This is a genomic window from Ruegeria sp. BG3 (genome assembly GCF_056538485.1).
In genome coordinates this window covers 584379-597605 of sequence record NZ_JBQFTE010000001.1, presented here as the reverse complement: position 1 = coordinate 597605, position 13227 = coordinate 584379, and the positions used below count along the sequence as shown (strand labels likewise).

Sequence of the window (13227 nt, the reverse complement as noted above, 5' to 3'; positions counted from 1 at the left end):
TTTCAGCTCACTCCCTTTTTCCGGTGGGAGAAATGGAACCCGGCTGTGCTGACTAGAATGGCCATCAGCGCCAGCAGCAGAGGAATATGGGACAAGCTATGACGGGGCCGATAGCTTTGGGTTTGAACGGTTCGTGGGTTCAACTCATCAATGCGCGCGTAGGTTTGCGCCAAGGCCGCTGTGTCGTCGGCAAAGAAATACTCTCCGCCCGTGCGGTCGGCTATGTCCTGCAAGGCCTGCAGGTCGACGCGATCTTCACCCGAGGCGTTCGGATCTCCGACCCCGATCGTGTAGATGATGACGTTCTTCTCCGCAGCAATCGCCGAGGCGTTTACTGGTGTCATGCGGCTTGAAGTATCCGCTCCATCGCTGAGAACGATCATCAGGCGCTGATCCACTTCGCTGGAGTCGAATGTGCGAATTCCTAGACCAATCGCATCGCCAAGCGCGGTGTTTGGACCGGCCATGCCGACTTGAGTTTGATCCAGGAACCCATTCAAACTATTGAGGTCTTCGGTGAAGGGTGCCTGAATAAATGCGCGTGTACCGAAGATGATCAACGCCATCCGGTCGCCGTCGCGTTCGGCGATGAACTGTTTCAAAACGCCTTTGACTGCATCCAGCCTCTGCATCGGCTCGCCAGAGTCAGTCTGAAAGTCGCGCTGATCCATCGAGCCTGAGATATCCAAGGCAAGAACAACATCCCGCGCGGATTTCTCGATCACAATTGGCTCGCCCAAACGCTCCGGTCTGGCGAGGGCCAAAACCAGAAGCACCCAGATAGTGATGATACTGGCTGTTTGCAGTCTGGCGCGCTTTCGGATCACGGAGCCGGATTTTGGTTCAACACCAGCGGCTTGCGCGACACGGCGAAAAAAGGGAATGCGGACCGAGGCCGTTTTCTCACGTTGAGGTGGTGCGAGGAAATACACGGCTGCGGGTAACGGCAGCAAGAGAAAGACCCAGGGCGCGGCGAAGGAAAACATCATGCGCTCCGATACGGTTTGTGAGACTTGACCCAATGCCGGGCCATTTGCCTGAGGTCTTCATTCGAAGGTGTTGTCTTGTATGGCGCTTCGGTCAGTGCATGGCTTAGTTCTTGGTTTAATGTATTTAAATCTGACGATTGGTTCAGAAACTTAACCCACTCGTCACCATATAGACCTGCGACCTGGTCCCTCGGGTATGCGGCCAAAGCCGTTCGTCGCAGCACCTCGGCAATCTTCGCTGACGGGATGTCTGGCACGGACAGCTCTTCCAGAGCAGCGCGGCGATAGGCGTTGGCGCGTCTGTGCTTGCGAACGACCGAGACGGCGGCGAATAAGACAATCAGCAACAACATCGCCAAAGCAGCCCAACCCCATGTCTGGGGCGACATTGCAATGGGCAAAGGCTCGGGCGCCGGTTCGAGAATGTTCAGCAAGTCGACCAGAGATTTACCGGTGGTGTCGATGCTCATCGCCGTTCTCCGCCATGTCCGAACAAGCGCATCAACTGATCCAGTGCCGGTTCAGAGGTTGTCAGAGGAACCACAGGGAACCCGTATCGGCGCGACCATTTGTGGAGCTGCGAAAGGCGGTCCTCCATGGAGGCGCGGATTTTCGCAGAAAGCTCGGGATCGGAGCTGTCAATTTCAATCTGCGCGTCCCCGTCCGAGACGGTCAGTTTGAGGTCGGGCGCCAAGCTGCGTGCTGTCGGATCGGCGACGTTGAACACGATCAGGTCGTTCGATGCTGCAAGACGGCGGAGCAGGGCCTCCGACCGGTCATCCAGCCCGTCGCAGTCGGAGAAAAGGCAGATCAAACCGCTGGTTTGGCAGACACGCGCGGCCTCGGTCAGCATATCGTTTAAGGATACGGTTGGTTCTGGCGTCAGACCCGCATGTAGGGCGGAGTTGGCCGCCGCTATGGAAGACAAAAGCCGGGTCAGGGCGGTCGCGCGGCGCTGAGGGCGATGCTCGGCAACGCTGGTATCGCTGAAGACGAGGCCGCCTACATGGTCTCCCTGTCCCAATACGCGATGCGCTGCAATCGCTGCGGCCTCGGCGGCGATGACGGATTTCATGTAGGCGACGGTCCCAAAGAACATCGAAACACGCTGATCGACCAGCAACAGGGCCGGGCGGTCGCGCTCTTCGGTGTAGACCCTAACATGGGGGTCTCCGGTGCGGGCGGTAACCTTCCAGTCGATGGTCCGGATGTCGTCACCGGGCAGATAGCCGCGCAGTTCTTCAAAGTTCAGGCCACGTCCGCGCAGTCGCGAGGCATGGCGGCCATTCAGGATCGACCGCGCAGGTTGACGGGGCAACAGGCTGAGCGCTCGGGCGCGGGGGCCAAGACGCACAAGCTGGTCGGCATCCACATGGATGCGCGGGTCTTTGGAATATGGCGCAGTCTGACTCATGCGGCCGGTATCCTTAAGGGTCAGGGCAATGCAACCAAACGCAACAGCTCGGCGATCACGTCATCTGCGGATTTGCCGGATCCTTGCGCCTCAAAGCTGAGGGTTACGCGATGGCGCAGCACATCATGGGCGATGGCGCGGATATCTGCGGGGTCGACATAGTCGCGTTCGTTCATCCACGCATGCGTGCGCCCGCATTTGTCCAAGGCAAGCGAGGCACGGGGACTGGCGCCGATCTCGATCCAACTGGCCAATTCGGGGCTGAGTGCCTCTGGCGTGCGGGTGGCCTGCACGATATCAGCCATATAGCGATCCATCGCATCCGAGACATGGATCTGTCCAATCTCGGATCGCGCGTCAAAGATGGCGTCTTGCGGGATCGCTGGAGGATGCTCTTTGGGGGCATCTTTGCCTGCGGCGATGTCTTCACCACGCACGAGGCGGATGACCTCGACCTCATCCTCGACCGGAGGGTAAGTGATCTGCACATGCATGAGGAACCGGTCCATCTGCGCTTCGGGCAGAGGGTAGGTGCCCTCTTGCTCAATCGGGTTTTGGGTGGCCATGACGATGAACAGCGGCTCCATCTTGTGGGTGGTCCCAGAAACGGTGACCTGGCGTTCCTCCATCGCCTCAAGCAGAGCGGCCTGAACTTTTGCGGGCGCGCGGTTGATCTCGTCGGCGAGGACGATGTTGGCGAAGATCGGGCCGGGTTCGAATTTGAATGCGCTGCCTTTGTCCGTTTGCTGATAAATCTCGGTCCCTGTCACGTCCGAGGGCAGCAGGTCCGGCGTGAACTGAATGCGGCTGAACTGAGCGTCCATGTTCTTGGCCATGGCCTTGACCGCGCGCGTTTTTGCCAGGCCCGGAAGCCCTTCGATCAGTAGATTGCCGTTGGCCAGAAGACCGATCAACAGGCGATCAATAACTTCAGTCTGTCCAATGATCGATTGCGCCATGCGGGATCTGAGATCCATGATCTGATTGAGTGCGCTCATAAAAATTTCCCGTTACGGCCCGAAAGGTAGACCATGCAGCCTAGTGCCTGCAAAGGCCCGGATTCGGGATTTTCAAGTAATGAGAACATGTTATCAGCGCGACACCGCGCAGACCAACAGGAATTCCGACTTCCTTATATTTGATTGTTTTCGCGTCGCCGGAATCAGCTGGAAACCGCGTCGTTACTGTCATCCCCAAGCCTGCCATCCAGAGACATCAGGATCGCGACAGGCCTCAGCGCAGGGATATGGCTGAAGACGATCAGGATACAGACCGTCAGGGGGACGCTCAGGAAGGCTCCGATCAGGCCCCATACGGTGGTCCAGAACATCAGGGCGAGGATGACCAGAAAAGTCGACATGTTCAGCGACCGACCCAGCAACGCCGGATCGAGGAAATTGCCGATCAGGAACTGGATGGTGCCGCAGCCCAGGACCACCACCAGAAACGGCGCGATGCTTTCGAACTGCACCAGGGCGATCATCGCAGGGAAGATGACAGCAATAATCGAACCGATCGAGGGGATGAAGTTCAGCGCAAAGGTCAGCACGGCCCATGTCTCGGCATATTCTAGCCCCAGCAAGCGAAAAATGCTGTAGCTGATGCCAGCCGTGATTAGGCTGATCAGGGTTTTGACACCAACGTAGCGTTGCAGACTGATCGATATCGCATCCAGCATGGCCGCGAATTCTCGACCAGTTTGCGGGTTGCCGGCCGCCATCTGGATTTTCTTTCGAAACGCTAAACGCTCCGCCATCAGAAAGGCCACATAGAGGCTAATGAGAAAGAACTGGTTCAGCAGCGAGGTCGCGCTGCCCAGAAGGATGCGGGCGACATAGGACATGTCGATGCTGACCAGATTGTCCCGGATAAAACGCGTCACGTCGCTGCCGACTAATCCGGCGACGCGATTCACGGCATTGTCGAATTGCTCCTCATAGGTGCCGACGGTGCGGGCGAACTGGGTGGCCTGACTACCGAGGATATACATAATCATGAAAAGGCCAGCCAGAACCACGGTGACACCAGCTATGTTGGCGAGCCAGACGGGAACTCGTGTCAGGGCGGCAATCCGGTCGCTCAGAGCGATGATCAGCACGTTGACCAGAAGCGCCATGGTCAGCGGGATCAGAAAAGCGGCCCCGGCGTATAGCCCCAAAACCAAAAGGGTTGCGACAATACAGGTGTCACGCACCACAGGCAGTGTGGCGCGGGGTACGTCCGTGGTTGTGTTCGGGTCCAGAGGCATGTGCAAACCAGTTTGGCAAAAGGTGCTTGGTACGATCCTGCACAGGGCAAAGAGTTTATGCAATGCGCTCAATTATTTATATGATTGATTTTCCGCTTGGGTGGCTTCTACCTGTAAAGTGCGCAGGGTAGAGTTCGGTATGTCCAGTGCTGCGAATCCCATATCAAGCCGATTGATAAAGGCGTTTTTCCTGGCCGTTCGGCGCTTTGGCGAGAAGAACGGCTTTGTCATGAGCAGCCACGTCGCCATGTCGATGATGATGGCGCTTTTTCCCTTTGTTCTGTTTACCGTGGCGCTGGCGGGCGCCTTGTCTCAGGGCTATGTGAATGATGAATTGATCGAGTTGATTTTCGGCGCGTGGCCACAGGATGTGGCTGAACCGATCGTCTCCGAGCTGCGCGCGGTGTTGCAGAGCTCCAGCTCGGGCGTGATCACCATCGGCGGTCTGCTGGCGGTCTATTTCGCCTCAAACGGGGTGGCTGCGGTGCGGGCGGCGATGAATCAGGCCTATCATGATCAGGACAGCTGGCCGTTCTGGAAAACGCGGCTGCTGTGCATTGGTCTGGTCATTCTGGGCGGTGCAGCGATCCTGATCATCGCCGCGGTCGAGGTTGTCTTGCCCGTCTACACGCAGCTCGTGTCCGAGCATACGGATGTGGATGTCTCGAACTGGTTGTCGGTGGACCGGCTGCGATGGACCTTCACGATTGCGGTTCCGGCGGGCACGATCCTGCTCGCGCATCTGATCCTGCCGACCGGTCGCCATCGGGTGACGCAGATCTTGCCCGGTGTTGTTCTGACACTCGTACTGCTGGGGGCAGGAGGGTGGGGGTTTTCCATCTATATCGGCCAGTTCGCCAGCTACAGCGCAACCTATGCCGGGTTGGCGGGGGCGATGGCGGCGTTGATTTTCCTGTATCTGTGCGCGGCGATACTGATCCTCGGTGCAGAGTATAACGGCGCTCTGATGGATATACAGCGCGACGAAGAAAGCGCTCCAGCATGAGGTGGGTTTTGCTCTTTGTCGCATTGGCCGGGGCCGCCAACGCGCAGTCCTATGTCGGTTCGGATCAATGCACTGACTGTCACGTGGAGGAGGCCCAGGCCTGGGCCAACTCTCACCACGCACTCGCTTGGACCGAGGTCGGGGCAGGGAAGATAGTTGCCGATTTTGATGGCACCCGCTTTGAGCATGACGGCATGTCGGTCCTGTTCGACAATAGCGGCGAGGTCCCATCTGCTCAGGTCACTGAAAAAGACGGTGTGATGACCGAATATGACGTCCACTCCGTCGTCGGCATTGAGCCCTTGCAGCAATACCTGTTCGAAACCGATCCCGGACGGTTGCAGAGCTTTGATGTCGTCTGGGACACCGAAAACGAACGCTGGTATCACCTCTACCCGGAGCAGGATTTGCCCCCGGATGACGGGTTGCACTGGACCGGGCCTTACAAAAACTGGAACGCCCGGTGCGCCGAATGCCACGCAACCGGCTTTGAAAAGAACTACGACGCGCAAACCCGCAGCTACCAGTCTCGCCAAGCTGAGATCGGCGTCGGGTGTGAGGCCTGCCACGGCCCCGGCTCGGCACATATCGATTGGGTCAATGGCCGTGTACTGCCCGAAGGGGTAGGTGAGGCCGGTTTCGCAATGTCATGGGGCAAAGGCCAGACCGAGGCCGAAATTCAGCAATGCGCTGGCTGCCATTCCCGGCGTGAGGCGCATGAGCAGGGCAACCCTCTGCCCGGAACGCCCTATCACGACGCCTATAATCTGGCGCTGCTGCGACCGGGGGCCTATCACCCCGACGGTCAGATTCTGGATGAGGTCTATGTTTACGGGTCCTTCCTGCAGTCCAAAATGTACGCACAGGGTGTGGGCTGCATGAACTGCCACGAACCCCATAGCGCAACGCTGAGGGCGGAGGGCAACGGGGTCTGCACGCAATGCCATTCTCCGGCGGGCAATCCGGATTTCCGGACTCTGGCCCGCAAGGACTATGACACCGCTGATCATCATCACCACCCCGAAGACAGCGCAGGTGCGCAATGCAAGACCTGCCACATGATTGAGCGTGTCTATATGGGCGTTGATGGTCGGCGGGATCACAGTTTCCGTGTGCCGCGCCCTGATCTGGGCCTAGGTCAGGACGCCTGTACTGATTGCCACACAGACAAAGACCAACCATGGGCCGCAACGCAAATCGAGGGCTGGTTTCCGGACTCACCCCATCGCGGCCCGCATTTCGGTTCGATCTTCGCTCCGGCGATGGCGGGGGAGGCGGACAGCCCAGACGGTTTACTGGCGATTGCCACCGATCCGTCTCAGGCCGGGATCGTGCGCGCAACAGCGGCGTATCTGCTGCAACCCTTCGGCTCCCGTCAGGTGGCCGACGCGACAGCAGAGTTGCTGAAGGATGACGACCCGCTGGTTCGGGCCAACGCTGTGACGTTGCAACGTCAGGCCTCTCCCCGCGATCAGGTTCAGCGGTTGGAACCATTGCTTTCGGACCCGCTGCGCAACGTTCGAATTTCGGCGGCGAAAGAGGTCCTGACAATCCCGCCCGAGGCGTTGACGCAGGAACAGCGGGTCTTGGCAGGGCAGGCTACCGCCGAATGGCAAGGGGCAATTGCAAACCGTCTGGATTTCCCTGAAACCCATATGGTGCTGGGCGGAATGGCATTGACCTTCCGCAACGCTCCAGCAGCCGAACGTGCCTTTCGAGAGGTCGTGACCCTCGACCCTCAGCGTTCGGAAGCATGGCCGATGCTGGTGCAGTTGGCACAGATCAATCGCGGGCCGCAGGCCGCTCGTGAGGTCGTACAGGAGGGCTTGCAGCGCATTCCCAATGATCCAAACCTGCAAGAGCTGTCACGACAACTCGGGCCATAAGAACGGCCCTTGCGCGCCCGTTTCGCGCCATCATCCCGGCAGATTTGACCGCTAGACCTGTGTCTGAGGGTGTCAGGCCAACGGGTCGTAAAAGGTGTCACATGTCGGAACATGTTTTGAAACAGCCTGCGTTAAGTGGCAGGCAGGTCTCAATGGATCAGCGGATCTCGGAACTTCGGGACCGTAAGCCGATTGACCTCAATCATGGTGAAGGGCTGATGATTCAAGGCATCGCCGCCGCGTCGCTACGCGAACAGCGGCTGGCAGGTGAAATTGCGCTTGAGGACTAAGCGCCGCCCCGGAACCCGGTCGCAACCACGAATTTCTCGGAACTGTCCGAACGCGATGCAGGCGGTTTGACGTTTGCGACTTTCTTGAACTTCTGTTTGAGCAGCTTTTGCAAATCGCCCTCGGCACCACCGGCCAGAACCTTGGCCACAAAGGTGCCGCCATCCTCCAGCACATCAAAGGCAAAGTAAGCTGCGGTTTCGCACAGGGCCATGATCCGCAAGTGGTCGGTCTGCTTGTGACCCGAAGACGCGGCAGCCATGTCCGACATCACAACGTCGGCCTTACCGCCCAGCCACTCTTTGACCTTGAGGTCCGCGTCATCTTCCATGAAATCCAGCACATGGGCCGTCGCGCCTGCAACCGGTTCGACCTCTTGCAGGTCAACACCCAGAACGGTGCCGATACGCTTGCCGCTTTTCTCGCCCAGTGCATTTACCCGCTTGACGGCGACCTGCAACCAGCCACCGGGCGCACAACCCAAGTCAACCACGCGCGCGCCGGGGACCAGAAAGCGGAACTTGTCATCCAGTTCGAGGATCTTGAACGCCGCTCGCCCGCGATACCCTTCGGCATTCGCGCGCTTGACATAGGGGTCGTTCAACTGCCGCTCAAGCCACCGGGTCGAGCTGAGCTTGCGCCCACGCGCTGTCTTCACCTTGACCTTCAGGTCGCGCTGTCCGCGGCCTGAGGTGTTTTTCCCACTCGGTGTCTTCGCCATCAGAACGGTCCGTCTTCCAATACGCCGTCCGCACTCATCTGCGCATAGAGCAGACCTTCACGCAGCCCCCGGTCCGCCACGGAAAGGCGGTCGGTGGGCCAGCAACGCAAAAGGGCCTGCAGAATGGCCGAGCCGGACATGATCAGGGCCTGCCGGTCATCCCCAATCCGAGGGTCCCGGCGCCGCCCGTGAGGGCCGAGTTCTAAATACCCACGTATGACTTTGTCAATCTGATCGCTGGTCATGCGCAAACCGTCCACTTTGGTCCGGTCATACCGCTTCAGGCCCAGATGCGAGGCGGCTACAGTTGTCACAGTACCGCTGGTGCCGACGATCTGAAAACCCGCTCGGGTCTGTTCGTCCTTGTAGGGGGCGAAATCGGCGAGGTTTTCCTCGAAAAACCAACTCATCAAAGCAAACCGAGCCGAGTCATCCTCTACGTCATGAAACTGGTCGCGCAGGGTTGCAACGCCCAATGGGACGCTGATCCAGTCCACGACCTTGGCGGCTGGAAAGGGGCTGTCGGCGGTGTGAAACCCGTTATGCAGACGCATGATTGCAGCTGGCCGATCGCGGCGCGGCACAGACGAGATGTCGATCCACACCAGCTCGGTCGAGCCGCCACCGATATCGACGACCAGCAACTGCTCGGTCTTGGTCGACACCAGTGGCGCGCAGGAGATGACGGCCAGACGGGCCTCTTCCTCGGGCTGGATGATCTCAAGGTTCAGGCCGGTTTCACGCCGCACTTGGCGGATGAAATCGCGTGAGTTCTTGGCGCGCCGACAAGCCTCGGTTGCGACCAGGCGCATCCGTTTGACCTTGTTGCGCTTCAGCTTTTGCTGACAGATTCGCAGCGCCTGAACGGTGCGCGACATGGACGCCCGGGACAGCCGTCCTGTGCGTTCCAACCCCGCGCCCAACTGCACGGATTTGGAGAAACTATCGACCACATGGAACCCGCTCCCTTTGGGTTGGGCTATCAACATGCGGCAGCTATTTGTCCCCAGATCCAACGCCGCATAGAGTGCATCTGGATCGGGTCTTGCCGGCGCGGGGCTTTCGACCGCCTTCGGGAACGCGCCCGCACCTTTGGGACGCTTGGGCGCCATTCGTAACGCCCTCCGATTTTCGAGTTAAGTTGACCCTAGGCGGGGTCTCGCCGACGCGCAAGTGATTTCAATTTTGAATTTAACGTGAGTGTCACACAGCGTTCATACTGAAATGCAATTCCCGTGCCGATCCCCATTTCGGGATTCTCTACAAGCTTACAGCCATATACGGAGACTGCCATGAAAGATGAGCGCACCCTGTCCTTCGATGAATTTGATGAAGTCGTAAATCCGCGCCCCGAGGAATGTGAATTCGACCGCGTGGTCGAGCGCGCCTTGTCGCGACGTGGCTTTCTGGGGGGCGTTCTGGCGATGGGCAGCTTTACCGCAGTAGGCGGCTCGCTTCTGCCCACAGGCGCGCGCGCGTCAGCTGATCGGTTCTCGTTCGAGGCGATTCCGGTCTCAACTGCCGATGAGGTGGTCGTGCCCGCAGGCTACAAGGCCGAAGTCATGGTACGCTGGGGCGATCCGTTGTGGTCCGACGCACCTGAATTCGATCCTGCGACTCGTGGCACCGCCGCCAGCCAGGAACGCGCCTTTGGCGACAACACCGACGGTCAGGACGTTTTCTTCCATGACGGTCACGTTCTGCTGGTCGTGAACAACGAATACACCAACCGTGACATTCTGTGGGGCAACAATCCGGACGCCAAGGCGGCCTCGGATGACGATGTCGCCAAGGGCATGATGGCCCATGGTGTGACGGTGGTCGAGATTGCCAATACCGACGGCAAATGGGGCATCGTCAAGGACAGCCCGTATAACCGCCGTATCACGCCGCAGACCGACATGACCATCACCGGACCGGCTGCGGGCCATGACCTGATGAAAACCGCCGCTGATCCAACCGGCACGACCTCCAAGGGGACGTGGAACAACTGCGGCAACGGCATGACGCCTTGGGGCACCTATCTGGCCTGTGAAGAGAACTTTAACGGCTACTTCTCGGCAGAAGACGAAGCGCACGAAGTCAGCGCCGAGCTGAAGCGCTATGGCGTCTCGTCCAAGGATTGGGGCTATGGCTGGGCCAAGATCGACGACCGCTTTGACGTCTCGAAGAACCCCAATGAACCGAACCGCGCCGGTTACGTGGTTGAGATTGACCCGACCGACCCAACCTCGACCCCGCGCAAGCTGACCGCTCTGGGACGTTTCAAGCATGAAAACGCCGAGTCTGTGGTCAATAATGACGGTCGCGTTGTCGTCTATATGGGCGATGATGAACGCGGCGAGTTCCTGTACCGTTTCGTCTCGGACGGCGTTTATGCGGCGGGGGTCGATACCAACGCGCTGCTGGAAAACGGCACGCTGTCGGTTGCCAAGTTCAACGATGACGGTACCGGTGAATGGCTGGACCTGACGCCCGAGACAACCGGTTTGGCCTCGCAGGCTGAGGTCAGCATCCACACCCGCCAGGGCGCGTCTGCTGTGGGCGCGACCACCATGGACCGCCCCGAGTGGGTGGCTGCCAACCCGAACGTGGCCGAGGTCTATTGCTGTCTGACCAACAACAAGAACCGGGGCGTCAAGCCGAATGCCGGTGGGGATGACACCTCGGTCAACGGTCCGAACCCTCGCGAGGCCAACAACTATGGCCAGATCGTACGCTGGCGCCCCGAAGGTGGCGATCATACCGCGTCCGGTTTTGCCTGGGATCTGTATGTGCTGGCGGGCAACCCGAATGTCCATCAGGACACCTATGGCGGGTCGGACAACGTAAATGCCGAGAACATGTTCAACTCACCCGATGGTCTGAAGTTTGACAGCAACGGCCTGCTGTGGATCCAGACCGACGGCAACTATGGCAACGAAGGTGATTTCGAAGGTCAGGGCAACAACCAGATGCTGGCAGGTGACCCGGTCACCGGCGAAATCCGTCGCTTCCTGGTCGGCCCGAATGAATGCGAGATCACCGGCCTCAGCTGGTCGCCGGATCGCCGCACCATGTTCGTGGGCGTCCAGCACCCCGGTGAGGACGGCAACAGCCACTGGCCCGAAGGCGGCGATGCGGTGCCACGCTCGGCCATCATCGCGGTCACACGCGACGATGGTGGCTTGGTCGGCTAAGGCCAAAAACGCCCTTAAAAACAAGCCCCGGACGGTGTTACCGCCCGGGGTTTTTGCTTGTGTTGAGCCATCCTCATACAAGCGTTGAAAGTTTTGATATCTGGTTTTCTGTGAATCCCGGCTAAAACCACTGTACACCGTCATAGGCAAAAAGGTCGCTTGGAAGGCGCTGGGTGTCGAAAACCGACCTCCTTAGCCCAATATAGACGTTTAGAACCGCCCCATTGGTTAGGAGGAATCACAGCTATGCCTGACGTCACCATCGTGTACTGGCGCGACATTCCCGCTCAGGTCATCGTCGGCAAAGGCCGTCGTGGCGCAAAGCGGCAGTTGGAAGAACGGTTTGAACAGGCCATCGACCGCGCCGCAATGAAGGTGAATGCCAAGGACAGCGATGCCTACCTGGCCGAATGGCGCAAGGCCGAGCCTTTCGCGGTTGAGGGCGACCCGTCCGAGATTGCCGAAGCGCAGGCTGTGCGTCTGGAAACGGAATACGATCAGGACCGCATCAAGGCACTGATCGCGAATGACGGTTGGGCATGAGCCCGAAATCTATATGGGAGGCCGCAATGGCTTTGCTGAACTTCAAGAAACGTGATGCCGCCGAAAACGGCCCTGTAAATCCGACCGTCGAAGCCTTTCTGCAGGGCTACTCGATCGAGGTAATGCCCCGGACCGCTGAAAAGGTCGAAGATTTCCGCGCGCTGCTGCCCGAAGGCACCCGTGTCTACATCGCCCATATCGAGGGCACGCCGATCGAAGACATGGTGAAAACCGCCAAGCGCATCGCCGCAGAAGGCTACCCGGTCATGCCGCACTTCCCGGCGCGCATCATCAAGGATGCCGCGACGCTGGAGAACTGGATCTCGATGTACCAAGGCGAAGCGGGCGTTGATCAGGCGCTTCTGCTGGCCGGTGGTGTCGCCAAGCCCCATGGTGATTTCGACAGCTCGATGCAGCTGATGGAATCCGGCCTGTTCGATAAAGCAGGTTTCAAGCGCCTGCACGTTGCTGGTCACCCCGAAGGCAACAAGGATATCGACCCAGACGGCTCGACCAAGAATGTCGACGACGCGCTGCGCTGGAAGCAGAAATTCAGCGAAACCACCGACGCCGAGATGGCGCTGGCCACTCAGTTCGCATTCGACGCAAAGCCGATCATCGAATGGGCGAACGGCCTGAAAGAAGCGGGGATCGATATCCCGGTTCATATCGGTATCGCAGGCCCAGCCAAGCTGCAGACCCTGATCAAGTTCGCCATCGCCTGTGGCGTGGGCCCGTCGCTGAAAGTTTTGCAAAAGCGCGCCATGGATGTCTCCAAGCTGCTGCTGCCTTATGAGCCGAATGATGTGATCACCGAGCTGGCCGAATACAAAGCGGCGAACCCGGATTTCAACATCACCAACGTACACTTCTTCCCCCTTGGCGGTATCAAGACCAACGCCAACTGGGCCATCAACAACGGCGGCGCTTCGGCGAAGCCGGCCAACGCTTAA

The 13227-nt window shown here is 59.1% G+C and carries 13 protein-coding genes; 6 read left to right on the top strand and 7 right to left on the bottom strand.

Annotated elements, in window-relative coordinates:
- Positions 1 to 2: 2 nt before the first annotated feature.
- The 5 genes from ACR0AI_RS03010 to ACR0AI_RS02990 all read right to left on the bottom strand — a co-directional run bounded on the left by ACR0AI_RS03010 (position 3) and on the right by ACR0AI_RS02990 (position 4651).
- The gene (locus ACR0AI_RS03010) at positions 3 to 986 is read right to left on the bottom strand and encodes a vWA domain-containing protein (protein WP_480670802.1); all 984 of its coding nucleotides are present in this window, start codon (positions 984 to 986) and stop codon (positions 3 to 5) included.
- Positions 986 to 1459 (bottom strand): DUF4381 domain-containing protein, encoded by a 474-nt coding sequence (locus tag ACR0AI_RS03005; protein WP_480670804.1) that lies wholly within the window; start codon positions 1457 to 1459, stop codon positions 986 to 988. The genes ACR0AI_RS03010 and ACR0AI_RS03005 overlap by 1 nt, the downstream gene beginning before the upstream one ends.
- A complete protein-coding gene (locus ACR0AI_RS03000; protein WP_480670806.1) occupies positions 1456 to 2403 on the bottom strand; it encodes a DUF58 domain-containing protein in 948 nt (315 codons plus the stop codon). The genes ACR0AI_RS03005 and ACR0AI_RS03000 overlap by 4 nt, the downstream gene beginning before the upstream one ends.
- Before the next feature lie 20 nt (positions 2404 to 2423).
- Positions 2424 to 3401, bottom strand: coding sequence for an AAA family ATPase (locus ACR0AI_RS02995; protein WP_480670808.1), 978 nt, complete (start codon positions 3399 to 3401; stop codon positions 2424 to 2426).
- A gap of 164 nt (positions 3402 to 3565) precedes the next feature.
- Positions 3566 to 4651 carry an AI-2E family transporter gene (locus ACR0AI_RS02990; RefSeq protein WP_170467710.1) on the bottom strand — a complete coding sequence of 362 codons (1086 nt, stop codon included), beginning with the start codon at positions 4649 to 4651 and terminating at the stop codon, positions 3566 to 3568.
- A gap of 139 nt (positions 4652 to 4790) precedes the next feature.
- On the opposite strand from ACR0AI_RS02990, the gene ACR0AI_RS02985 reads away from it, so the two are divergent.
- The 3 genes from ACR0AI_RS02985 (at position 4791) to ACR0AI_RS02975 (ending at position 7833) form a co-directional block, all read left to right on the top strand.
- Positions 4791 to 5657: a YihY/virulence factor BrkB family protein gene (locus ACR0AI_RS02985; RefSeq protein ID WP_170638743.1), complete on the top strand. Its 867-nt coding sequence runs from the start codon at positions 4791 to 4793 to the stop codon at positions 5655 to 5657.
- Complete coding sequence (locus ACR0AI_RS02980) at positions 5654 to 7543, top strand: cytochrome c3 family protein (protein WP_480670810.1); 1890 nt, start codon at positions 5654 to 5656, stop codon at positions 7541 to 7543. Before ACR0AI_RS02985 ends, ACR0AI_RS02980 begins: the two co-directional genes overlap by 4 nt.
- Positions 7544 to 7644: 101 nt before the next feature.
- Positions 7645 to 7833, top strand: a complete 189-nt coding sequence (locus ACR0AI_RS02975) for a hypothetical protein (protein WP_480701244.1) — start codon at positions 7645 to 7647, stop codon at positions 7831 to 7833.
- Here the strand turns inward: ACR0AI_RS02975 and ACR0AI_RS02970 are convergent.
- Positions 7830 to 8552 carry an RlmE family RNA methyltransferase gene (locus ACR0AI_RS02970; RefSeq protein WP_480670814.1) on the bottom strand — a complete coding sequence of 241 codons (723 nt, stop codon included), beginning with the start codon at positions 8550 to 8552 and terminating at the stop codon, positions 7830 to 7832. The two genes, ACR0AI_RS02975 and ACR0AI_RS02970, sit on opposite strands and share 4 nt — an antisense overlap.
- Positions 8552 to 9664, bottom strand: a complete 1113-nt coding sequence (locus tag ACR0AI_RS02965; RefSeq protein ID WP_170373666.1) for a Ppx/GppA phosphatase family protein — start codon at positions 9662 to 9664, stop codon at positions 8552 to 8554. The genes ACR0AI_RS02970 and ACR0AI_RS02965 overlap by 1 nt, the downstream gene beginning before the upstream one ends.
- Before the next feature lie 180 nt (positions 9665 to 9844).
- Here ACR0AI_RS02965 and ACR0AI_RS02960 point away from each other — a divergent pair, with 180 nt between their 5' ends.
- The 3 genes from ACR0AI_RS02960 (at position 9845) to ACR0AI_RS02950 (ending at position 13227) form a co-directional block, all read left to right on the top strand.
- Complete coding sequence (locus ACR0AI_RS02960; RefSeq protein WP_170665155.1) at positions 9845 to 11731, top strand: PhoX family protein; 1887 nt, start codon at positions 9845 to 9847, stop codon at positions 11729 to 11731.
- A gap of 246 nt (positions 11732 to 11977) precedes the next feature.
- Complete coding sequence (locus ACR0AI_RS02955) at positions 11978 to 12274, top strand: virulence factor (protein WP_170373668.1); 297 nt, start codon at positions 11978 to 11980, stop codon at positions 12272 to 12274.
- Positions 12275 to 12300: 26 nt separating this feature from the next.
- Positions 12301 to 13227 (top strand): methylenetetrahydrofolate reductase, encoded by a 927-nt coding sequence (locus tag ACR0AI_RS02950; protein WP_425082759.1) that lies wholly within the window; start codon positions 12301 to 12303, stop codon positions 13225 to 13227.